At 74.2% G+C, this 20,863-nt stretch carries 22 protein-coding genes; 12 read left to right on the top strand and 10 right to left on the bottom strand.

What is annotated here, in order from left to right:
• The first annotated feature begins 11 nt into the window (after window positions 1–11).
• A complete protein-coding gene (argH, locus tag ACSNN7_RS18950; protein WP_436682173.1) occupies window positions 12–1,475 on the top strand; it encodes an argininosuccinate lyase in 1,464 nt (487 codons plus the stop codon).
• A 38-nt stretch (window positions 1,476–1,513) separates the two neighbouring features.
• Here argH and ACSNN7_RS18945 read toward each other — a convergent pair whose 3' ends face one another.
• The 3 genes from ACSNN7_RS18945 to ACSNN7_RS18935 form a co-directional block, all read right to left on the bottom strand.
• On the bottom strand, window positions 1,514–1,867 hold the full coding sequence (locus ACSNN7_RS18945) for an MmcQ/YjbR family DNA-binding protein (protein ID WP_436682153.1): 354 nt from the start codon (window positions 1,865–1,867) through the stop codon (window positions 1,514–1,516).
• Window positions 1,868–1,962: 95 nt separating this feature from the next.
• Window positions 1,963–2,382 carry a DNA-binding protein gene (locus tag ACSNN7_RS18940; protein ID WP_436682152.1) on the bottom strand — a complete coding sequence of 140 codons (420 nt, stop codon included), beginning with the start codon at window positions 2,380–2,382 and terminating at the stop codon, window positions 1,963–1,965.
• 31 nt (window positions 2,383–2,413) lie between these two features.
• The gene (locus ACSNN7_RS18935) at window positions 2,414–4,936 is read right to left on the bottom strand and encodes an AMP-binding protein (protein ID WP_436682151.1); all 2,523 of its coding nucleotides are present in this window, start codon (window positions 4,934–4,936) and stop codon (window positions 2,414–2,416) included.
• Window positions 4,937–5,010: 74 nt separating this feature from the next.
• Between ACSNN7_RS18935 and ACSNN7_RS18930 the strand changes: the two genes are divergently transcribed.
• The 6 genes from ACSNN7_RS18930 to ACSNN7_RS18905 all read left to right on the top strand — a co-directional run bounded on the left by ACSNN7_RS18930 (window position 5,011) and on the right by ACSNN7_RS18905 (window position 9,472).
• Window positions 5,011–5,634 carry a DNA-3-methyladenine glycosylase gene (locus tag ACSNN7_RS18930; protein WP_436682149.1) on the top strand — a complete coding sequence of 208 codons (624 nt, stop codon included), beginning with the start codon at window positions 5,011–5,013 and terminating at the stop codon, window positions 5,632–5,634.
• A gap of 82 nt (window positions 5,635–5,716) precedes the next feature.
• A complete protein-coding gene (locus tag ACSNN7_RS18925; RefSeq protein ID WP_436682148.1) occupies window positions 5,717–6,793 on the top strand; it encodes a WD40/YVTN/BNR-like repeat-containing protein in 1,077 nt (358 codons plus the stop codon).
• A 2-nt stretch (window positions 6,794–6,795) separates the two neighbouring features.
• On the top strand, window positions 6,796–7,071 hold the full coding sequence (locus ACSNN7_RS18920) for a ubiquitin-like small modifier protein 1 (RefSeq protein WP_334455551.1): 276 nt from the start codon (window positions 6,796–6,798) through the stop codon (window positions 7,069–7,071).
• A gap of 74 nt (window positions 7,072–7,145) precedes the next feature.
• Entirely contained in the window at window positions 7,146–7,424 is a 279-nt protein-coding gene (locus tag ACSNN7_RS18915) for a hypothetical protein (protein ID WP_436682147.1), read from the top strand.
• Window positions 7,425–7,748: 324 nt separating this feature from the next.
• Window positions 7,749–8,852, top strand: a complete 1,104-nt coding sequence (locus ACSNN7_RS18910; RefSeq protein WP_436682145.1) for an LLM class flavin-dependent oxidoreductase — start codon at window positions 7,749–7,751, stop codon at window positions 8,850–8,852.
• Window positions 8,849–9,472, top strand: a complete 624-nt coding sequence (locus ACSNN7_RS18905; protein ID WP_436682144.1) for an FMN reductase — start codon at window positions 8,849–8,851, stop codon at window positions 9,470–9,472. Before ACSNN7_RS18910 ends, ACSNN7_RS18905 begins: the two co-directional genes overlap by 4 nt.
• 4 nt (window positions 9,473–9,476) lie before the next feature.
• Here ACSNN7_RS18905 and ACSNN7_RS18900 read toward each other — a convergent pair whose 3' ends face one another.
• Window positions 9,477–10,364: a universal stress protein gene (locus ACSNN7_RS18900; protein ID WP_436682143.1), complete on the bottom strand. Its 888-nt coding sequence runs from the start codon at window positions 10,362–10,364 to the stop codon at window positions 9,477–9,479.
• A 227-nt stretch (window positions 10,365–10,591) separates the two neighbouring features.
• Between ACSNN7_RS18900 and ACSNN7_RS18895 the strand changes: the two genes are divergently transcribed.
• A complete protein-coding gene (locus ACSNN7_RS18895; RefSeq protein WP_436682142.1) occupies window positions 10,592–11,062 on the top strand; it encodes a cyclic nucleotide-binding domain-containing protein in 471 nt (156 codons plus the stop codon).
• Here ACSNN7_RS18895 and ACSNN7_RS18890 read toward each other — a convergent pair.
• Both ACSNN7_RS18890 and ACSNN7_RS18885 read right to left on the bottom strand, forming a co-directional pair.
• The gene (locus ACSNN7_RS18890; RefSeq protein WP_436682141.1) at window positions 11,038–13,095 is read right to left on the bottom strand and encodes a M48 family metalloprotease; all 2,058 of its coding nucleotides are present in this window, start codon (window positions 13,093–13,095) and stop codon (window positions 11,038–11,040) included. The two genes, ACSNN7_RS18895 and ACSNN7_RS18890, sit on opposite strands and share 25 nt — an antisense overlap.
• Window positions 13,092–13,574: a hypothetical protein gene (locus ACSNN7_RS18885; protein WP_436682140.1), complete on the bottom strand. Its 483-nt coding sequence runs from the start codon at window positions 13,572–13,574 to the stop codon at window positions 13,092–13,094. Before ACSNN7_RS18885 ends, ACSNN7_RS18890 begins: the two co-directional genes overlap by 4 nt.
• Window positions 13,575–13,809: 235 nt before the next feature.
• Here ACSNN7_RS18885 and ACSNN7_RS18880 point away from each other — a divergent pair, with 235 nt between their 5' ends.
• The 3 genes from ACSNN7_RS18880 (at window position 13,810) to ACSNN7_RS18870 (ending at window position 16,415) form a co-directional block, all read left to right on the top strand.
• On the top strand, window positions 13,810–14,313 hold the full coding sequence (locus ACSNN7_RS18880) for a GNAT family N-acetyltransferase (protein WP_436682139.1): 504 nt from the start codon (window positions 13,810–13,812) through the stop codon (window positions 14,311–14,313).
• Between the two features lie 10 nt (window positions 14,314–14,323).
• Window positions 14,324–14,956, top strand: coding sequence for a hypothetical protein (locus ACSNN7_RS18875; RefSeq protein ID WP_436682137.1), 633 nt, complete (start codon window positions 14,324–14,326; stop codon window positions 14,954–14,956).
• A 130-nt stretch (window positions 14,957–15,086) separates the two neighbouring features.
• A complete protein-coding gene (locus tag ACSNN7_RS18870) occupies window positions 15,087–16,415 on the top strand; it encodes a hemolysin family protein (RefSeq protein ID WP_436682136.1) in 1,329 nt (442 codons plus the stop codon).
• Window positions 16,416–16,442: 27 nt separating this feature from the next.
• Here the strand turns inward: ACSNN7_RS18870 and ACSNN7_RS18865 are convergent, their stop codons facing one another.
• From ACSNN7_RS18865 to ACSNN7_RS18850, 4 genes are all read right to left on the bottom strand, one after another.
• The gene (locus ACSNN7_RS18865; RefSeq protein WP_436682133.1) at window positions 16,443–16,751 is read right to left on the bottom strand and encodes a PRC-barrel domain containing protein; all 309 of its coding nucleotides are present in this window, start codon (window positions 16,749–16,751) and stop codon (window positions 16,443–16,445) included.
• Window positions 16,738–17,118 (bottom strand): hypothetical protein, encoded by a 381-nt coding sequence (locus ACSNN7_RS18860; RefSeq protein ID WP_436682132.1) that lies wholly within the window; start codon window positions 17,116–17,118, stop codon window positions 16,738–16,740. Before ACSNN7_RS18860 ends, ACSNN7_RS18865 begins: the two co-directional genes overlap by 14 nt.
• Window positions 17,115–18,341, bottom strand: coding sequence for an NRAMP family divalent metal transporter (locus tag ACSNN7_RS18855; RefSeq protein ID WP_436682131.1), 1,227 nt, complete (start codon window positions 18,339–18,341; stop codon window positions 17,115–17,117). The genes ACSNN7_RS18860 and ACSNN7_RS18855 overlap by 4 nt, the downstream gene beginning before the upstream one ends.
• Window positions 18,342–18,468: 127 nt before the next feature.
• Window positions 18,469–18,852 carry a PaaI family thioesterase gene (locus ACSNN7_RS18850; RefSeq protein WP_436682172.1) on the bottom strand — a complete coding sequence of 128 codons (384 nt, stop codon included), beginning with the start codon at window positions 18,850–18,852 and terminating at the stop codon, window positions 18,469–18,471.
• 106 nt (window positions 18,853–18,958) lie between these two features.
• On the opposite strand from ACSNN7_RS18850, the gene tyrS reads away from it, so the two are divergent.
• A complete protein-coding gene (gene tyrS / locus ACSNN7_RS18845; protein WP_436682170.1) occupies window positions 18,959–20,242 on the top strand; it encodes a tyrosine--tRNA ligase in 1,284 nt (427 codons plus the stop codon).
• Window positions 20,243–20,863: the final 621 nt, after the last annotated feature.

Here is a 20,863-nt window from a genome sequence, read left to right as displayed (position 1 = left end):
TGGCCACCACAATGGGCGGCGTGGACGACAAGAGCCTGACCGAGAACAGCGCCGCCACCAACCGGACGAGCCTGTGGGGTGGCCGGTTCGCCGGCGGCCCCGCCGAAGCCCTCGCGCGGCTGTCGGTGAGCGTCCAGTTCGACTGGCGTCTCGCCCCGTACGACATCGCCGCCTCCCGGGCGCACGCCCGGGTGCTGGCCGGCGCGGGCCTGCTCGACCCGGAGGAACTGGGCCGCATCCTGGCCGCGCTCGACGACCTGGAGGCGGCCTGCGCCTCGGGGCAGTTCCGCCCGACCATCGACGACGAGGACGTGCACACCGCCCTGGAACGCGGCCTGCTGGAACGCCTCGGCAGCCTGGGCGGCAAGCTGCGCGCCGGCCGGTCCCGCAACGACCAGGTCGCCACCGACCTGCGGCTCTACCTGCGCGACCACGCCCGGGGCGTGGCCGGCCGGCTGGTCGAGCTGGCCGAGGCCCTGGTCGAGCAGGCCGAGCGGCACGTCGACACGGCCGCGCCCGGGATGACCCACCTCCAGCACGCCCAGCCGGTCACCTTCGGGCACTGGCTGCTGGCCCACGTGCAGCCGCTGCTGCGCGACCTGGAGCGGCTGCGCGACTGGGACCACCGGACCGCGATCAGCCCCCTGGGGGCGGGCGCGCTCGCCGGTTCCGGCCTGCCGCTGGACCCGGTGGCCGTCTCCAAGGAGCTGGGCTTCCGCACGTCCTTCGCCAACTCGATGGACGCGGTCGCCGACCGGGACTTCGTGGCCGAGTTCCTCTTCGTCACCGCGCTGGTCGGGGTGCACCTGTCCCGCCTCGGCGAGGAGGTGGTGCTCTGGACCTCGCACGAGTTCGGCTGGGTCGAGCTGGACGACGCCTTCGCCACCGGCTCGTCGATCATGCCGCAGAAGAAGAACGCGGACATCGCCGAGCTGGCCCGGGGCAAGTCCGGCCGCCTGGTGGGTGGGCTGATGAGCGTGCTCACCATGCTCAAGGGCCTGCCGATGACCTACGACCGGGACATGCAGGAGGACAAGGAGCCGGCCTTCGACGCGGTCGACACCCTGGAGCTGCTGCTGCCGGCACTCGCCGGGATGATCTCCACGATGACGGTCCGCGTCGACCGGCTGGTCGCCGCCGCGCCGGTGGGCTTCTCGCTCGCCACCGAGGTGGCCGACTGGCTGGTCCGCAAGGGCGTGCCGTTCCGCGACGCGCACGAGATCACCGGCAAGCTCGTCGCGCTCTGCGTGGCCCGGGACTGCGCGCTGGACGAGGTCTCCGACGACGACCTCGCCACGGTCAGCGAGCACCTGGACCCGAGCGTGCGCGACGTGCTCTCGGTCCGCTCGGCGCTGGCCGCCCGGACCACGCCCGGCTCCACCGGCCCCGGCCCCGTCGCCGACCAGCTCGCCGCCGCCGCGGACAAGCTGGCCGGCTGGCGGGAGTGGGCCAGCGAGCGGGTCGTACCCCGCTGATCTCGACGGGCCGGCGCGGCATGCCGCCGCGCCGGCCCTCAGACCGTCGGCCGCTCCCGCTTCGGCAGCTTCGCCACCACCGCCTCGTACGAGCCGTCGACGGCCTCGACCAGCTCGTCGTCCGGAATCGCGCCGTCGAGGCGCAGCGAGTTCCAGCCCGACCGCCCGATGTACGCCGACGCCTTCGCGTCGTCCGGGAACCGGTGGATCCACTCGTCGGCGACCTCCCGGTTCGGGCCGCACTTCACGCCGACCCTCGGCTCGCCGTCCGGTGAGCCGAGGAAGGCGAAGATCCTGCTGCCCACCTTCACCACCTCGTCGCCCTCCCACGGCTGGTCCAGCCGGGCGCCCGGCTTCCCGAGGCAATACGCCAGCATCTCCTCGCGCGTCATCGCGTCCTCCCGGTGGCAGCGGTCACCGGCCCAGTCTCTCCGACCCGTCCAGCCCCGGGGCACCTCCGCGCCGACCGGTCCGGTCGGGAAGCCGGTCAGTCGGTGCCGGCGGTGCGGGCGGAGACCCGCTCGAAGCGCTGCTTGGCGGCCTGCGCGCTGCCCAGCCCCAGCCCGAAGGCGATCGCCTGCCAGGTCATGCCGCGCCCCCGGGCGAGGGTCAGCAGCCCGGCCTCCAGGGTGTCGAGCTCGGCGCGCAGGTGGGGCAGGAGGGTCAACGCCGCCGTCAGGTCGGCCTCGTCGACCGGCTCCTCGCCGGGCTCCCGCTCCGCCCCGCCGGCGGCGAGGGCGGTCACCAGCGCGACCGCCTCGTACGGATCGGCCAGGTACGGGTTGGTGTGGCGCCGGCGGCGCGTCTCGGTGCCGGCGTGCCGCACGGTGAGGCGTTCCAGCGCGGCGTAGGTGCGCTGCGCGCGGGCGCGAGACGCGTCGGGGACGGTGAAGGCGGGTTCGGTCACGCCCCCAGCAGACCTCATCTGGCCCGCGGTGTCAACGCTTTGTTTTCAACAACCTGTTGATGATTGGTCCGGCCCGGCCGACCAGCGCCGCGTAGCCGATCCCCAGCGCCAGCGACGCCACCAGGGCCAGCAGCGGCTGGTCGCGCAGGTGCGGGTAGACCTGCCAGTGGGTCAGGTAGATGTAGAGCGAGCTGCCGGCCAGCACGCCGGCCACCCGGTTCACCCCGCCGATGCTCGGCACGGTCGGCAGCCAGGTCAGCAGCGCGAACCCGGCCACGATCAGCGCCTCCCGCTGCGGCTGGCCGAAGAATCCCGGCACGGTGGCCGCCGCGGCGGCGGTGACCAGCAGCCGCTGCCGTACCCCGTCGGCGCGCGCCGCCGCCCAGCCGAGCGCGAAGAGCCAGAACGCCACGATCGCCGTCGGCAGGTCGTAGCGGGCGTCCAGGCCGAACACGTCGTAGCGGCTGAGCAGCCCGAGCCCGGCCAGGGCCAGCGGCAGGCCGAACGGGTACCGGCGTTCCAGCCGGTCCATCCGGGGCACCGCCAGCAGCGCGGCCAGCGCGACCAGGATGTAGACCAGCGCCTCGATGAACCAGAAGTGCCACTCGGTGCGCCCGTCCTCGGGCCCGAGCAGGCTGTGCAGCAACAGCAGCGTGCTCAGCCGGTACTGGTCGGTGAGCACCAGCATCGCCGCGATCCAGGCCGTCGTGGGCAGCACGATCCGGGCCAGCGCGCCCCGGACCTGCCGCAGCCGGTCGGTGCGTCCGGCGTCGGTGAGCAGGAAACGGGCGAAGTTGAACCCGGCCACCCCGAGCAGCAGGTGCGCCCCGCCGGTGATGGTGAACAACGGGATGTGCGAGCCGACGACCAGCACGATCGCCACCGCTCGCAGCGCCACGCTGGTCTCCAGCGCCCGGCGGCGGCGCGGCCGTCCGCCGCGCGGCGCGGGCAGCGCTCCGATCGGCACGGTGTGCCAGTTCGGCGGCAGGTGACCGAGGACCCGCTCCAGGCGCACCGACATCTCGACGTACGACAGGGAGTCGCCGCCCAGGTCGACGAAGCTCCGGTCCGGGGTCACGTCGGTGCGGTCCAGCACCTCGGCGAAGAGCCGACACAGGTCGCCGTCCGGCGCGGGCGCGGCCGGCGTGGGCTCGACGGCCGGCGCGGCGGCCCGCTCGCGCAGCACCGGGTAGTCCACCTTGCCGGTGGCCAGCCGGGGCAGCTGCGCCAGCGCCAGCACCCGCACCGCTCGGGGTGGCAGGCCGACCTCGTCGGCGACCAGCCGGCGGACCCGCGCCGGGTCCACCGCCGCACCGGCCACCGCCACGAACAGCTCGTCGTCCGCGCCGAGGCAGGCGGCGTCGACCTCGTGCGCGGCCAGCAGCGCCTCCACCCGCTGCGGGTCGATCCGCAGGCCGAGGATCTTGGCGAACCGGCTGCGCCGGCCGACCAGCTCGTACAGGCCGTCCGGGCCGCGGCGGGCCAGGTCGCCGGTGTGCAGCTCGGTCACGGTACGCCCCGACGCCAGGTCGGCCGGGCGTTCGGCGTAGCCGAGCATCACGTTCGGGCCCGCGTACACCAGCTCGCCGACGCCGTCCGGCTGCTCCGGCACGGGCGCCAGCCGGAACTCGCCGCCCGGCACCGGCACGCCGATCGTCTCCGGCCGGGTCGCCGCCAAATCCGGCGGCAGGTACGCCATCCGGGCGGTCGCCTCGGTCTGGCCGTACATGACGAAAAGGTCCCAGCCGCTGCGCCGGCCCAGCTCGGCGAAGCGGACCACCTTCTCCGGCGCCAGCCGGCCACCGGCGGCGGTGACGTAGCGCAGGTGCGGCAGGTCCATCGCGGCGAAGCCGACCCGGTCCAGCAGGTCGAAGGTGTACGGCACCCCGGCGAGGCTGGTGGCCCGGGCCCGGCGGAACAGCTCCCAGAAGCAGCCGTCGGCGACCGAACGGTCGGTGAGCACCAGCGCGGCGCCCCGGGCCAGGTGGCTGTTCACCACCGACAGGCCGTAGCAGTAGTGCAGCGGCAGGCTGGTCGCCGCCCGGTCGGTCTCCCGCACCCCCAGGTACGCGGCGATCGACTCGGCGTTGGCCTGCAGGTTGGTGTGCGACAGCCGGACCAGCTTCGGCGAGCCGGTCGAGCCCGACGTGCTCAGCAACAGCGCCAGGTCGGGGTGCAGGTCGTGCGCCGAACCGGCCCGCCGCTCGCGCAGCGTCCACGCCCCGTCGACCGGCCCGATCACCACGTCCGGGTCGTACGCGGCGGTCAGCGCCTCCGCCGCCGGACCCTCGCCGGGCACCAGCAGGACCGGATGCCCGCCGTGCAGGCCGGCCAGGTAGCCCACCAGCGCGTCGACCGTGTTGGCCCCGGTGACCAGGACCAGGCGCCGCCGCGGACCGAGCCGGCGCGCGGTCTCGGCGACCCGGGCGGCGAGGTCGGCGTACGACAGCACGCCGTCGGCGGTGACCACGGCGGGGCGGTCACCGTGATCGGCCAGGTCGCGGGCGAAGGGCACCGCGCGCACGGCCGGCAGCAGGTCGGGCGGGTGCGTCACGGGGCAACTCTAAGGTGAGGCAACCCTAATCACGAGAACGGGTGGCGAGACACACTGCTGGGTACCGTGGGCGGGTGATTTCCTCCCGCATCGACCCCGCGCCGCTGGCCGACCTGCTGGCCGGGCCGGTGGTGCCCGCCGCCCGGGGGCTGCTGGGCTGCCGGCTCACCGCCGGTGGCGTGACCGTCCGGATCACCGAGGTCGAGGCGTACGCGGGCACGGCCGGCGACCCCGCCTCGCACGCCCACCGGGGGCGCACCCCACGCAACGCGGTCATGTTCGGTCCGGCCGGGCACGCCTACGTGTACTTCACCTACGGCATGCACTGGTGCATGAACGTGGTCACCGGCCCGGACGGGGAGGCCGCCGCGGTGCTGCTGCGCGCCGGTGCGGTGGTCGACGGCCTCGACGCCGCCCGCGCCCGCCGGCCCGCCGTACGCCGGGATGTCGACCTGGCCCGCGGCCCGGCGCGGCTCTGCGCGACCCTCGGCATCGACCGCTCGGCGTACGGCCGGTACCTGCTCGGCGACGGCCCGGTCCGGCTGTGGCCGGCGGCGGAGCCGGTGCCGGCGGACGGGATCTCGGCCGGCCCCCGGGTGGGGGTGACCGGGGCGCACGACGTGCCCTGGCGGTTCTGGATCACCGGTGACCCGACGGTGAGCGCCTACCGGCGGCACGTCCCGCGCCGGCGGGGTTGAGCTCCCCGGCGTGGCCGGGCGATTCTGTCGGGGCGTGTGGCCATAATCACGCCACGCGCTCACGACGGATCGGAGGACGGTCATGTCCACGCTGCTCGCGATCGGCACCGCCAAGGGGCTCTTCCTCGCCACCAGCCCCGGCGGCCGTGACTGGGAGGTGAGCGGCCCGCACTTCCCGATGACCGGCGTCTACGCCGTCGCGGTCGATCCCCGCCCCGGCACGCCCCGGCTCCTCGTCGGCATGACCAGCTCGCACTTCGGGCCGAGCGTCGCCACCAGCGACGACCTGGGCGCCTCCTGGGCGGAACCCGACCAGGCGCCGGTGGCGTTCCCGGACGACACCGACGCCAGCCTCGGCCGGGTCTGGCAGCTCGTCCCGGGCGGCGCGGACGCGCCCGAGGTGGTCTGGGCGGGCACCGAGCCCTCCGCGCTGTTCCGCTCCACCGACGGCGGGCGCAGCTTCACGCTGGTCCGCTCGCTCTGGGACCATCCGCACCGGGAGCAGTGGGGGGCCGGCTTCGGCGGTCAGGCGGTGCACACCGTGCTGCCGCACCCCCGCGACCCCGATCGCATCCTGGTCGCCATGTCCACCGGCGGGGTCTACCGCTCGGAGGACGCCGGGCAGACCTGGTCCCCGGGCAACACCGGCATCCGGGCGTACTTCCTGCCCGACGAGTGGCCCGAGTTCGGCCAGTGCGTGCACAAGGTCGCCCGGGACGCGGGCAACCCGGAGCGGCTCTACGCGCAGAACCACCACGGCGTCTACCGCTCCGACGACGACGGCCGCAGCTGGACGTCCATCGCCGCCGGTCTGCCCAGCGACTTCGGCTTCCCGATCGTGGCCCACCCGTCCCGCCCCGGCACGGTCTGGACGTTCCCGCTGATCGCCGACTCCGAGCGGTACCCGGTCGACCACCGCTGCCGGGTGTTCCGCTCGACCGACGCCGGTGACAAGTGGGAGCCGCTGTCGGTGGGGCTGCCGGACGAGCCGTTCCACCCCTCGGTGCTGCGCGACGCGATGTGCGCCGGTCAGGCGGGCGACGTCTACTTCGGCACCCGTTCCGGCGAGGTCTACGCCAGCCGCGACGACGGCGACTCCTGGTCGCTGGTCGCCGCCCACCTGCCCGACGTGCTCTGCGTCCGCGCGGCGGAGGTCTGAGGATGGTCACCGTGCTGGTCCCCGGGCCGTTGCGGGGCGAGGCGGGCGGCGCGAGCCGGCTCAGCGTGGACGCCGCCGGGTCGGTGGGCGCGGTCCTCGACGCGCTCGCCGACTCCTGGCCCCGGCTGGCCCGCCGGATCCGCGACGAGCGGGGCGAGCTGCGCCGGTACGTCAACGTCTACGTCGACGGGGAGGACTGCCGGCACGCCGGGGGAGTGGCCGCGCCGGTCGCCGACGGGGCCGAGGTGCAGGTGCTGCCCTCGGTGGCCGGCGGCTGAACGCCCACGGGGCAGTCCCGGTGCCCATGATCCGCTAGCATTCGGCGCTCACCACCACGACGGGGAGCCGCGGCATGGATGCACACCAGACGGGCTATCTCGTGGGCCGGCTGGCCTGCATCGTCGTGCCGTTGCTGCTGATCGTCGGGCTGGTCGTGCTCGTCGTGGTCCTGCTGGTTCGCAAGGGCCGGCCTGCCGCACCGCCGCACCCCGGCGGGTTCCATCCCGCGTCCGGGGCATTCCCCGTTCCGCCGCATCCGGCCGCGCCGCCCGGCCAGGCTCATCCCGTGCCGGGCGCGCCGCACCCCACTCACCCAGGGCCGCAGGGGACGTATCTTCCGCCCCGCCCGTAGGGCGGATCGTTCCCGCCGCAGGACGGCCGTCGCTGCGGGAAAGGTTTGCGGCGAGCGATATGCCTCGTAGGCATAAATATGCCGCGGAGGCATATCGCTCGCTGGAGCACACCGATCGGCCTGGGCATCGACATGGCCGCACCGCTCGCCGGCCCTCGCCCGGGCGCGGTTGCGGCGCGTCGCGCGTCACCTCGGCGCCGCCGGGGTAGGTGACCGGGGCCACCCCGGGACGGACCCAGAACGGAATAGTTGACTCGTCAAATAAGTTGTGTGCGATGTCCGGGTGACGACCTCACCCCCGGCCTACACAACGAGGAGCTGGTCATGCAGTTCGGAGTCTTCACCGTCGGCGACGTCACGGTCGACCCGACCAACGGCCGGGAACCGACCGAGCATGAGCGGATCAAGGCGATGGTCGCCATCGCGGTCAAGGCCGAGGAGGTCGGCCTCGACGTCTTCGCCACCGGCGAGCACCACAACCCGCCGTTCGTGCCCTCGTCCCCCACCACCATGCTCGGCTGGATCGCGGCGCGCACCGAGCGGCTGCTGCTCTCCACCTCCACCACGCTGATCACCACCAACGACCCGGTGAAGATCGCCGAGGACTACGCGATGCTCCAGCACCTGGCCGACGGCCGGGTGGACCTGATGATGGGTCGCGGCAACACCGGGCCGGTCTACCCGTGGTTCGGGCAGGACATCCGCAACGGCATCCCGCTCGCCATCGAGAACTACGACCTGCTGCGCCGGCTCTGGCGCGAGGACGTGGTCGACTGGCAGGGCCGGTTCCGCACCCCGCTGCAGTCGTTCACCTCGACGCCGCGCCCGCTGGACGGCGTGCCACCGTTCGTCTGGCACGGCTCGATCCGCAGCCCGGAGATCGCCGAGCAGGCCGCGTACTACGGCGACGGCTTCTTCGCCAACCACATCTTCTGGCCCAAGGAGCACACCCAGCGGATGATCGGGCTGTACCGGCAGCGCTTCGCCCACTACGGGCACGGCAGCCCGGAGCAGGCCATCGTCGGCCTCGGCGGGCAGGTCTTCATGCGGAAGAACTCGCAGGACGCGGTCCGGGAGTTCCGGCCGTACTTCGACAACGCCCCGGTCTACGGGCACGGGCCGTCGCTGGAGGACTTCAGCCGGGAGACGCCGCTGACCGTGGGCAGCCCGCAGCAGGTCATCGACCGCACGCTGGGCTTCCGCGAGTACGTCGGCGACTACCAGCGACAGCTGTTCCTCATCGACCACGCGGGCCTGCCGCTGAAGACCGTCCTGGAGCAGCTCGACATCCTCGGCGAGGAGGTCGTGCCCGTCCTGCGCAAGGAGTTCGACGCGCTGCGCCCCGCGCACGTGCCGGAGGCGCCCACGCACGCCTCGCTGCGCGCCGCCCGGGACGCCGCCGCGGCCGGTACGGAGGCGACCCGATGACCCGGCGCACCCTGGCCGTGGTCTCGGCGGGCCTCAGCCAGCCCTCCTCGACCCGACTGCTCGCCGACCAGCTCGCCGCGGCCGCCCGCGACGAGCTGGTCCGGCGCGGCCACGAGGTCGAGCTGCGCATCGTCGAGCTGCGCGACCACGCGCACGACGTGACGAACAACCTGCTCACCGGCTTCCCGTCGGCGCCGCTGCGCGAGGCCCTGGACGCGGTGACCGGCGCGGACGGGATCGTGGCGGTCACCCCGATCTTCACCGGGTCGTACAACGGGCTGTTCAAGTCCTTCTTCGACGTGGTGGAGTCCGGGGCGCTGGTCGACCGGCCGGTGCTGATCGCCGCGACCGGCGGCACCGCGCGGCACTCGCTGGCCCTGGAGCACGCGCTGCGCCCGATGTTCAGCTACCTGCGGGCGGTGGTGGTCCCCACCGCGGTCTTCGCCGCTCCGGAGGACTGGTCGGGCGGCACCGCCGACGGCGCGCTGCGCGGCCGGATCCAGCGCGCCGCCGGCGAGCTGGCGGACCAGGTGGAGCGGCGACCGCCGTCGACCGGCCCGGCCGACCCGTTCGCCCTCACCACCGACTTCGCGCAGCTCCTCGGCGGCCGGGACCGCTGAGCCGTCACTGCGCCCGGTCGTACGGGTGGGCGACCAGGACCGGGCAGTGCGCGTGGTGCACCACCGCCTGGCTGACCGAGCCGAGCAGCAGCCCGGTGAAGCCGCCCCGGCCCCGGGTGCCGATCGCCAGCACCGAGGCCTCGCCGCTCGCCTCGATCAGTCCCTGCGCCGCGCCGGCCGCCCGGATCGGGTGCTCGCGCACCACCAGGTCCGGATGGTCGGCGCGGACGGCGGCGGACGCCTCGGCGAGCAGCCGCACCGCCTCGGCCCGGTACGCGGCCTGGGACTCCTCGACCTCCTCCGGCACCGGACGGTCCCCGTCCGGCGGGCCGACGTGCACCAGCACCAGCGGCACGTTGCGGCGGGCCGCCTCGTCGGCGGCGTACCCGGCGGCCAGCCGGGCCGGCTCCGAGCCGTCCACCCCGACCACCACCGGCCCGTCCACCGGAATCGGCGGCTCCTCGGGGCGGACCACCAGCACCGGGCAGTGTGCGTGCGCGGCGACCTGGGCGCCGACCGAGCCGAGCAGCAGTCCGGCGAAGCCGCCCAGGCCCCGGCTGCCCACCACCACCAGCTCGGCCCGGCGGGACTCCTCGATGAGCGTGGCGCCCGGGCCGCCGGCCACCTGACGCACCTCGACGGCAAGTCCGGGCCGGCGGTCGGCGAGCTCCGCCGCGGCCCGCTCCAGCATCTTCTCCGACTCCTCGGTGGGCGCCGGCAGGCCGAGGTCGTACGGGTTCAGCGGCACGCCGTAGCCGAGCGGGTGCAGGTAGCCGTGCACCAGGCGCAGCGGCCGGCGGCGCAGCTCGGCGGCGCGCGCGGCGTGCTCGGCGGCGACCAGGCTGGACGGTGATCCGTCGACGCCCACCACGACAGGTCGGTTCATCAGCACCCCCACGGCTCGGTCAGGTCATTGTCGACGTACCCGGTCCACGGCACCGGCATTCGGCGCGACCCGCCGCGTCGCCGCCCGCCCCGGCCGGTTCGGCCGGGGACGGCGCCGGCCCCACGTCCACCGAGCTCGGGACCATCGGCTCTGGCGCCGTCGCCTGGTGCCGGGTCCGATGGAGTCAGGACATCGAGGTCCCCCGGCCCCGCCGAGGTGAGGAGGACCAGCTCATGACGCCGTTGGAGATGTTGCAGGAGCACCCGTTCCTGACCGGGCTGCCGCCGGAGTGGCTGCCCCGGCTGACCGGGTACGCCCGGCCCGTGGTCTGGCACCCCGGCCACCGGCTGTTCCGCGCCGGCCAGCCGGCGGAGCGGTTCTGGCTGGTCCGCACCGGCGAGGTGGCGTTGGACTTCCCGGTGCCCGGGCGGGGCGACGTCGGCATCGAGACGGTCGGCCCGGGCGGGGTGCTCGGCTGGTCCTGGCTCTTCCCGCCGTACCGCTGGCAGTTCGGCGCGGTCGCCGCCCGGCGCACCGCCACCGTCGAGTTCACCGCGGCGGGGGTGCGCCGGCTGATGGAGTCCGACGACACGCTCGGCCGGCAGCTCACCACCCGGTTCATGAGCGTGGTGGTGGACCGGCTCCAGGCGTCCCGGGTGCGGCTGCTGGAGCTGTACGGCTACCCGGCCTCGTCGGCGAGCTGATAGGTCCGCTTGCGCTGGAGTCGTGGCCCGGGGGCGGGCCCTCGCCTCCGGTCGATCAGCGTACGCAGGGCGAGCGTCGTGGCGACGGCCAGCAGCACCACCGCGATCGCCTGGCCGAGGAAGGTCCCCACCGCCGACGACACGTCCTCGGGCCGGGTCGCCACCGGAGCGTCGGCCCAGTCGGCCAGCTGCGCGTCCAGCCCCGCCGCGAGCACCAGCCACCCCACCCCGGCGGCGAGCGGGCCGGCCGCCCCCCGGGGCAGCAGGACCGCCAGCGGCACCGCCACCAGCAGCGCCACCTGGACCGTGAGCGCGGCGACCGGGGTGCCGAGCCGGGGGGTGAGCGTCTGCCAGCCGTCCAGCGCCAGCGCGTCGGCGACCCCCAGCCGGGGCAGCGCCAGCACCAGCAGCGTCCCGGACACCGCCGCCCCGGCCGCCGTGACCAGCGCGCCCTGGGTGCTCCGGTGCAGCGTCACCACCAGCAGCGCGAGGACGGCCAGGGCGAGCACCCCGACCGCCCACGGCGCGCCGGCCACCCGCAGCGCCAGCCGCCCGGTGTCCAGCGGCCCGCACTCGACCAGGTAGCGGTCGCACTCGTACACCCGGCCGCCCACCCGCAGCAGCGTCTCCCAGGCCAGCAGCAGCACGCCGATCCCGACCGGCAGCGCCGGCAGCAGCAGGAGCCGGCGACCCACGGAGGTGGCCGGGGCGGCCCGGCGCACCAGCCCGGTCAGCCACCAGCAGAGCAGCACCGCCCCGACTCCGAGTACCGCCAGGCTGGGCAGCAGCGGCCAGTCGTCGGGCCGTGGCCGGTAGATCAGTCCCGTGTACGGGGCCAGGTACGTCCCGACGAGCAGCCCCGCGCCGAACACCGCCCCGAGCACGGCGGGCCGTCCCGGCCGCCCGGCGAGCTGCCGCCCTCGGACGTCGCGCCAGACCCCGTCGGCCAGGAAGATCGCCGGCTGGACGGCGGCCAGCGCCAGCACGGCCACCGCGCCCCAGAGCACCTCCTCGCCCTGCGGCACGGCCAGCACCTCGGCGTTGACCAGCAGGTCGACCAGGAGTTGCGCGTTGGTCAGTGCGACCGTGCTGAACACGCCGCCGGCGAAGACCAGCCCCAGCGGGAAGCTCAGCGCGGTGGTGGGGTCGGCCAGCCCGGCGAGGCGGCGGGCCACGCTCGGGTGCCGGTCCCAGAGCCGCTCCCACAGCCGGGTCGGCAGCCCCCGGGGCGCCTCGGGGCCGTCGGGCAGGGCGGCCCGGATGCCGTCCGGATCGCCGCCGGCGGCGCGTACGTCCGCCTGGTGCTCCCGCAGCCGCAGGAACGCCCGGGTGGTGAGTTCGGCGAGGACGGCCAGCAGGGCCGCCCGCACCACCACGCCGAGCGCTCCGCCCACGGTGGGCGGGCCCGGCATCCAGAGAAGCTGGGCGAGCAGCAGCAGTCCGGTGCCCAGCGCGGTGGCCCGGGTGCTGATCCGCAGCACGGTGGCGAAGCGCAGCCGCGGCAGGTCGTGGTTCTGCACGTGGGCCAGCTCGTGCCGGAGCACCGCCTCGAGGACCGCCCGACCCTCCGGGCCCTTCGCCGCCATGGCGAGCAGTTCCGGCCCGAGCGCGACGTACGGCTTGTCGGCGGTGCCGCCGGTGAACGCCCGCCGTCCCAGCCGGGTGCCGAGCAGCACGGGGGTCGGCCGGCGCAGGGTGAGCGAGGCGAGCACCTCGGCGATCACCTCCTCGGCGGCGCGGAACATGCCCGGCTCCAGCGGCCGGGTGTGGCGCCGCTGCCGCCGGGTCTGCCAGACGAACAGCACCACGCCGGGCACCGCCATCAGGTTGAAGAAGTTCGACATCCGCACGAACATCTCGCTGCACGGGTGATCCAGCACGTCGCCGAGGCCGCAGCCGGGCCGGGGGAGCACGCTCAGCCCGAACACCACGGCGAGCAGCACCGCCGAGCTGAACACCAGCGCGGCGAGCGGCAGCAGCAGGAAGCCGGTCTCGTCCGGCCGTCTGCGCCAGACCCGGTCCGGCCCGGTCACCGGTCGGCCTCCGGGTCGAGCACCAGGGCACCGACCACGGCGTCGGAGATCGCCGTGGCGAGGGCCGGTTCGACGCCCAGCGCGGTGGCCCGGGCGGACGCCACGGCCCGTACCCGGGCCAGCTGCTCCCGGCTGAACTCGGCCGGCGGCGGGGCCGGCTGCGACGGCGCCGGCCGCCGGCGCAGCGCGCCGAAGAGGCCTCGGGTGGCTCGGCCGCCGAGCTGTTCCAGCTCGCCCTCCGCGCCGCGCAGCAGCGCCCCGGTGACGGTCGCGCAGACCAGCGTCACCACCGGTGTGACGGTGGCGACGGCGTCCAGCACGCCGAACTCCAGCCGGCCGCCGTCGGTGGAGGTGTCCACCCCGGTCAGGTACGGCGCGGCGAGCATGTCGAAGGCGGGCAGTTCCTCGGGGGCGAGGTGGGCGACCACGGTACGGGCGAGCGTCGCGGTCCGGTCCACGTCGGCGGGTCTGCGTGACATGCCTCATTGGTAGCGGGCCGTGACCACCCGTGGCGCAGTGGACACTGTCCGCTATCCGTCGGCGGTCAACGCCGACAGGCTCGCGACCCGGTGCCGACTGGGCACGCCGCCGCTCCCGGCTCGCCCGGAGCCCGCACCGGGCCGTGGCCCGCCGCAGGTCCACCGGCAGGGCGGACGCCGCACGGCCGGGGCACCGGGTCGGGGCCGTCGGAGCGGGTGCGTATCGTCCGGGGGCGTGACCCCCGACCTCCAGCTTCGCCCGGTGTGCGACGACGACCTGCACGTGCTCTTCGCCTACGAGCAGGACCCGCAGGCGAACTGGATGGCCGCCTTCGGCCCCACCGACCCGGCCGACCGGGCGGCCTTCGACGCCCACTGGCGGCGGATCCGCGCCGACCCGCGGATCGTCGTGCGCGCCGCCACCGTCGCCGACGAGGTGGTCGGGCACGTGGTCGCCTTCCCGGTGCAGGAGCGCACCGAGGTCAGCTACTGGATCGACCCGACCCGCTGGGGCCGGGGGTACGCCACCGCCGCGCTCGCCGCGCTCCTGCGCGAGCTGCCTGACCGGCCGGTGCACGCCCGCGCCGCCAAGGACAACGGCGCCTCCCTCGCGGTGCTGCGCAAGTGCGGCTTCGTGGTGATCGGGGAGGACTCCGGGTACGCCGCCGGCCGCGGCACGGAGGTGGCGGAATGGGTGCTGGAGCTGCCCGCCGAGGCGACTGACCAGGGCGACCACTAGTGTCCCCTGGGTGAACTGGCTGGAACTCGTCGGCTGGGCCGGCTCCGCGCTGCTGGTCTGGTCCCTGCTGCAGACCCGCATCCTGCGCCTGCGTGCGCTGAATCTGGTCGGCTGTCTGATTCTCATCGGCTACAACGCCGCCGTGCAGGTCTGGCCCATGGTCGGCCTGAACGTCGTGCTCGCGGTGATCAACGTCTGGTACCTGCGGAAGATGCTGGCCACCCGGCACGACGAGGAGACGTACCAGGTGGTCGAGGTGGGCGTGGACGACCAGTTCCTGGCGCACACGCTGCGGGTGCACGCCGCCGACATCGCCCGGTTCAATCCCGACTTCCGGTGGCCGGCGCCCACCGCCGAGCGGTCGGCGTTCCTGGTCGTCCGCGCCGACGAGGTGGTCGGCGTGGTGCTCTCGCACGCCGAGCCCGACGGGGTGGCCCAGATCGACCTGGACTACGTCACCCAGCGGTTCCGCGACTTCACCCCGGGGGAGTTCGTCTACCGCCGCAGCAGCCTGTTCACCGACCGCGGCTTCCGCCGGGTGGTCAGCCCGCCCGGCATGGTCGCCCCCTACTACCACCGGCTCGGCTTCCGCCCCGAGGGCGGCGCGTACGTGCTCGACCTGCCGACCCCGGCCCGGACGTAGCGCGGGCAGGCCCGGGGAGGATTCACCCGGCCCCGCGCTGGGCACTGACAGGCCTACGCCGGCCGGGTCCTCCGTCCGGCGGCGTCGGCCCTGGCGGCCGGCGTCCACGGCGTGAGGGAGAGAACCGGGCGTGCAGAGCTACTGGAGCCAACTGGCCCTGGTCGGAGTCCTGGTGGTCCTGAACGCGATCTTCGCGGGCAGCGAGATGGCGCTGGTCTCGCTGCGGGACAGCCAGGTCCAGCGACTGGAACGCAGCAGCCGGGCCGGGCAGGTGCTGGCCCGGCTCGCCCAGGACCCGAACCGGTTCCTCGCCACCATCCAGATCGGCATCACGCTGGCCGGCTTCCTCGCCTCCGCCGCCGCGGCGGTCTCGCTGGCCAAGCCTCTCGTGCCGCTGCTCGGAGTCTTCGGCGGCGCCGCCGAGACGGTCGCCATCGTGGTGGTCACCCTGGTGCTGACCTTCGTCACGCTGGTCTTCGGCGAGCTGGCGCCGAAGCGGATCGCCATGCAGTCCGCCGAGCGGTGGGCGCTGCTGGTGGCCCGCCCGCTCGACCTGCTGGCCAGCTTCACCCGGCCGGCCGTCTGGGCGCTGGGCGCCACCAGCGACCTGGTGGTCCGCCTGGTCGGGCTCAACCCGAAGCACCAGCCGGAGGAGATCGGCCCGGACGAGCTGCGCGACATCGTCGCCGGCAACCACGGCTTCACCAAGGAGCAGCGCACCATCATCGCCGGCGCGGTGGAGATCGCCGACCGGCAGCTCCGGGCGGTCCTGGTACCCCGGTTGCAGGTCTTCACGCTCGACAGCGGCACCACCGCGGAGGCCGCCCGGCTGGTGCTGGCCGCCACCGGCCACTCCCGGGCGCCGGTGGTCCGGCACGGCGGCCTGGACGACGCGGTCGGCGTCATCCACCTGCGCGACCTGGTCGGGGTGCCCGCCGAGCGCCCCGTCGACGAATGCGCCCGCCCGCCCATGCTGCTGCCCGACTCGCTGCCGGTGGTGGACGCGCTGCGCCAGTTCAAGGCCGAGCGGCAGCACATCGCCCTGGTGGTGGACGAGCGCGGTGCCGTCGACGGGATCGTCACCCTGGAGGACATCCTGGAGGAGATCGTCGGGGAGATCTACGACGAGACCGACCGGGACGTCCGTTCGGTGCGTACCGAGGCCGACGGCGCGCTGCTCCTGCCGGGCACCTTCCCCGTGCACGACCTGCCGGACATCGGCGTCGAGGTGCCCGCCCGCCCGGCCGGTGACTACACCACCGTCGCCGGCATGGTGCTGGCCTGCCTCGGGCACATCCCCACCGTCGCCGGGGAGAGCGTCACCATCGACGGCTGGGAGCTGCAGGTGTGCGCGATCGATCGGCGCGCCATCACCCAGATCCGGCTACGCCGCGCCGCCCCGCCTTCCGACGGGGACGCCGAGGAGGCGGAGCCGCTCCTGGACGAGGCCCGCAGCTGAACCGGCGGCTGCCGCCGGTGGCGGCGGTCAGGCGCCCGGTGGCCCGAACGGGAAATCGGGCACCGGGGGCAGCAGCTGCACCTGATCGGCGGGGAGCTGCCGGGCGTGGCGGCTCACCGCCCGGGCCACCACCCGGATCGCCCACGGCCCGCCCGGGCGTTCCCCGCCGATGAGCCGCCCCATCGCCCGGCTCCACCAGCGGGCGTTGACGATCACGTCGGTCAGTCGCAGCCGCCCGTCGGGGAAGTCCCCCCGGACCACCACGTCGACCACCCGCCCCAGCCGCCGGCCGTGCAGGTCGTACGCGGCGCGGCCGACCAGCTCACCCGCTCGCACGGTCGGCTCCCGGTATCCGGTCGGTGAGGTGCCGGCGCAGCCACGCCTCCACCGGTGGCCGGGGCAGCTCGTCGGCGCGCACGCGCAGCCACACGGCGCTGTCCAGCCGGGCCACCTGGGCCAGCGGGAGCCGCAGCGGCGGCGCCGGCGGCTCGTCGGTGAACCGGTCGGCGAGCGCCACCAGTAGCCGGCCGACCCGGCCACCGAGCCGGTCCCCGAGCGCCGCGGGCCCGCTGAGCAGGTACGCCAGGTACGGGAACCCCTCCCGGTCGACCGCGAACTCCACGTCGTCGACCTTGCCGACCGGCCACCCGTCGCGGTCGACGATCTGCCGGTCGAGCACCTGCCGGCCCAGCTGGAGCCTCATCGGCCCATCCCGGTCGTGACGGCCAGCGGGATCGCGGCCAGCGACGCCGCCACGATCACCACCAGGAACACCGCACCGAGCAGGTTGAGCGCCGGCCCGTTGACCCGGTCGCCCAGGTACGTCCGGTCGTTGGCCACGATCAGGATCGGCAGGTACGTCAGCGGCAGCGCCACCGCGCTGGCCACCAGCATGTACTCGGTCAGCCGCACCGGGTCGACGGTGGTGCCCAGCACCAGCACCCCGAGCAGCACGCTGACCAGCAGCACGCTGTGGAAGCGGGCGGCGTCGCGGGGGCTGACCCGCTTGCCCCACTGCCAGCCGAAGTACTGCGCCGCCGTGTACGCCGCCGACAGCCCGGTCTCCAGCGCGGCACCGAAGGTGACCGCGAAGAACGCCAGCGCGGCGATGACCAGCCCCACCCCGCCGAACGCGATCACCACCGGCAGGGCCACCTGGTCGAGGCTCGACAGGGTCACGCCCGTCGGATGGGACACCACGGCCGAGGTCGCCAGCACCGACAGCGCGAGCAGTCCGCCGACCGGGAAGCCGATCAGCACGCTCGACCGGGCGTCGGCCAGGTCCGCGGCGGTCCAGCTCTCCTCGACCCCGCCGGAGGAGAAGAAGAACACCTCGTAGGGGCTGACCGTGGAGGCGAAGAGCGCCACCGCGACGAACCAGTAGACGGCCCAGCCCTGCCCGGCCGCGCCGGGTTGCAGCGCGCCCCGCGCGAGCGCGCCCCAGTCGGTGGGCAGCCAGAACAGCGCGACCGCGAAGACGAACAGGGTGAGCCCGGTCAGCCCGAAGACCCGCTCCATCAACTGGAAACGCATCCGCCAGAGCACCAGCCAGACCGCGAACGCGGCCACCGGCACCCACAGCAGGTAGCTGACCCGGGAGAGCAGCTGCAGGGCGAGCGCCACGCCGCCCAGTTCCGCGGCCAGGGTCAGCACCGTGACCAGGTACGACGCGACCAGGTTGAACAGCGCCAGTCGCGGTCCGAGCCGCTCCCGGATCAGGTCGAAGACCGCCCGGCCGCTCACCGCCGCGATCCGGCCGGCCATTTCGGCGTACGCGCAGATGCCGACCACGCCGAGCAGCAGGACCCAGGCGTGCCCCATGCCGAAGCGGGCGCCGGCCTGACCCGCCGCCACCAGGTCGCCGATGTCGACGAAACCCCCGATGGCCGAGAGCACGCCGAGGGTGGCGGCGAGGAGCTTCCTCACGTCGGATACGGCTCGACCGGCATCATCGACGCGACGATATCGGCGCAGGACGCGCGTTTTACGGCAAACCGGGGAGGATGCGCCCGGCGTGGGCGGCGGCCGGGTCGACCGCCACCGCCGTCAGCCGTCAGCCGTTCGTGAGGTTCTGCAGTCGTACCTGGCCCCGGGAGACCAGCCGCCCCTCGCCGTCGGTGATCTCCACCTGCCACAGCTGCTGGCTGCGGCCCCGGTGCACCGGGGTGCCGACCGCGGTCAATTCGCCGTCGCGGACCGCGCGCAGGAAGTCCGTCTGGTTGGACACGCCGACCACCGTGCCGCGCCCGCCGAGCCAGATCGACCCGCCGACGCTGGCCGCCGTCTCCACCACCGCGCAGTACACGCCGCCGTGCTGGATACCGAACGGCTGGTGCAGCTCCGGGCGGACCTCCCAGCGGATGACCACCCGGTCCGGGCCGACCTCGTCCAGCTTCAGCCCGAGCAGGGCCACCAGCCCGCCCGTCAGGTCCGGCATCTCCACGACGTTCCTCCTCGTCTCGCGGAGCCGCCAGCCTAGTCAACCGCCCGAGAGGCCAAACCCGGTACGGCTCGGTGCCCGGCATGGGGGAGAATCGGTGACCGTGACCGACAGCAACCTCCCGCACGGGCGGGACTCCCTGACCGAAGACCTGCGGTGGCGGGGCCTGATCCAGGACTCGACTGGCCTCGACGAGCTGCGCGCGCTGCTCGACGGCGGGAGCGCCACCTTCTACGTGGGCTTCGATCCGACCGCGCCCAGCCTGCACGTCGGCCACCTCATGCAGGTCACCACCGCCCGCCGGCTCCAGCTCGCCGGGCACCGCCCGCTGCTGCTGGTGGGCGGGGCGACCGGGCAGATCGGCGACCCGAAGGAGAGCGCCGAGCGGACGCTCAACCCGCCGGAGGTGGTGTCCGGCTGGGTGCAGCGCATCCGCGACCAGCTCTCGCCCTTCGTGTCGTACACCGGGGAGAACGCGGCGCAACTGGTCAACAACCTGGACTGGACCGGCGAGATGTCGGTGGTCGAGTTCCTCCGCGACGTCGGCAAGCACTTCCCGGTGAACAAGATGCTCGCCCGGGAGGTGGTGCGGGCGCGCCTGGAGACGGGGATCAGCTTCACCGAGTTCAGCTACCAGCTGCTCCAGGCCAACGACTTCTTCGAGCTGCACCGCCGGCACGGCTGCCAGCTCCAGTACGGCGGCTCCGACCAGTGGGGCAACATCACCGCCGGCGTCGACTACGTCCGGCGCCGGGGCGCCGGCCCGGTGCAGGCCTTCACCACCCCGCTGGTGACCCGCTCCGACGGGACCAAGTTCGGCAAGACCGAGGGCGGCGCGGTCTGGCTCGACCCCGAGATGACCAGCCCGTACGCCTTCTACCAGTTCTGGGTCAACGCCGACGACCGGGACGTCACCCGCTACCTGCGCTACTTCAGCTTCCGCTCCCGCGAGGAGCTCGAGGCGCTGGAGAAGGAGACCGCCGAGCGGCCGGCCGCCCGGACGGCCCAGCGGGCCCTCGCGGAAGAACTGACCACCCTGGTGCACGGCGAGCGGGAGATGGCCCAGGCCGTGGCGGCCAGCCAGGCGCTCTTCGGCCGGGGGTCGCTCGACGACCTGACCCCGGAGACGCTGCGGGCCGCGCTGACCGAGGCCGGCCTGGTTCACCTGACCGAGCTGCCCGACGTGGCCGGGCTGCTGCGCGACTCGGGCCTGGTGCCCAGCCTCAAGGAGGCGAGGCGGGTGATCGCCGAGGGCGGTGCCTACGTCAACAACACCCGGGTGACCGAGGTGGACGCGACCGTCGCACCGGAGGACCTGCTGCACGGGCGGTACCTGGTGCTGCGCCGTGGCAAGCGCTCCTTTGCGGGGGTTGAGCTGTGCGGATAGCCGTCTCTTGATGGTGTGACGCGGGACGCGCCCGGCCGAGTTGACGATCAACTCGCCGGGCGCGTAACTTTCTCTCTGCCAGCGCGGAACGGACGAAACAGGCGAAAGCCTGCGAGGCCGGAGCGCGGGAATGGTTCGGGGGTCGGCCGGGTTGTGATCCGGTACGAGCCTGGACCGGGCTCCTTCAGAGCTTGCGGAAGCGGGCCTGGAGGCGCCGGGAATGACCCCAGGGTCGGATGGGTTGAGTCCCATGTGAGCCTGGACCGGGCGGTGCCCCGGATCGGCCTGAGGGTCGATTTGGTGAGGCGGAACCGACCGGGTATGGTTCATCGCCGGCAGGGAAGCGGACGGGACGCGGGTGACCGCGGGCGGCCGGCCTGTCGGAAGCCATGAGGACGTCGGTGAGAGCCGGTCGAATTGTGGTGCCTGGAATTGTGGTGGAAGTGGTGCGGATCGCTGCAGAGCGGTTTGACACGGCGGAAACCGGCGGGTAACGTAGTAAAAGTGCCCGGCGCGAGAGCGAGCGGTCACGACAGAGCGTAAATGCCCCGGACGGGGGTTCTACGGTGTAGAGCTTTCGGATGGTGTGTGGTTGTTCTTTGAGAACTCAACAGGGTGCTT

Origin of the sequence: Micromonospora sp. URMC 105, from assembly GCF_051386295.1 — a bacterium.
Classification (GTDB): Bacteria; Actinomycetota; Actinomycetes; order Mycobacteriales; family Micromonosporaceae; genus Micromonospora.
The sequence above is the reverse complement of the archived record's forward strand: the minus strand, read 5'-3'. Positions and strand labels throughout refer to the sequence as shown.

Bases quoted from the DNA above. Each gene is read 5' to 3' on its own strand.
- argH (WP_436682173.1), top strand. From the start codon at position 12: ATGGGCGGCGTGGACGACAAGAGCCTGACCGAGAACAGCGCCGCCACC.
- ACSNN7_RS18945 (WP_436682153.1), bottom strand. From the start codon at position 1,867: ATGACGCGCGAGGAGATGCTGGCGTATTGCCTCGGGAAGCCGGGCGCC.
- ACSNN7_RS18925 (WP_436682148.1), top strand. From the start codon at position 5,717: ATGTCCACGCTGCTCGCGATCGGCACCGCCAAGGGGCTCTTCCTCGCC.
- ACSNN7_RS18920 (WP_334455551.1), top strand. From the start codon at position 6,796: ATGGTCACCGTGCTGGTCCCCGGGCCGTTGCGGGGCGAGGCGGGCGGC.
- ACSNN7_RS18915 (WP_436682147.1), top strand. From the start codon at position 7,146: ATGGATGCACACCAGACGGGCTATCTCGTGGGCCGGCTGGCCTGCATC.
- ACSNN7_RS18910 (WP_436682145.1), top strand. From the start codon at position 7,749: ATGCAGTTCGGAGTCTTCACCGTCGGCGACGTCACGGTCGACCCGACC.
- ACSNN7_RS18905 (WP_436682144.1), top strand. From the start codon at position 8,849: ATGACCCGGCGCACCCTGGCCGTGGTCTCGGCGGGCCTCAGCCAGCCC.
- ACSNN7_RS18895 (WP_436682142.1), top strand. From the start codon at position 10,592: ATGACGCCGTTGGAGATGTTGCAGGAGCACCCGTTCCTGACCGGGCTG.
- ACSNN7_RS18885 (WP_436682140.1), bottom strand. From the start codon at position 13,574: ATGTCACGCAGACCCGCCGACGTGGACCGGACCGCGACGCTCGCCCGT.
- ACSNN7_RS18860 (WP_436682132.1), bottom strand. From the start codon at position 17,118: ATGAGGCTCCAGCTGGGCCGGCAGGTGCTCGACCGGCAGATCGTCGAC.
- ACSNN7_RS18850 (WP_436682172.1), bottom strand. From the start codon at position 18,852: ATGCCGGACCTGACGGGCGGGCTGGTGGCCCTGCTCGGGCTGAAGCTG.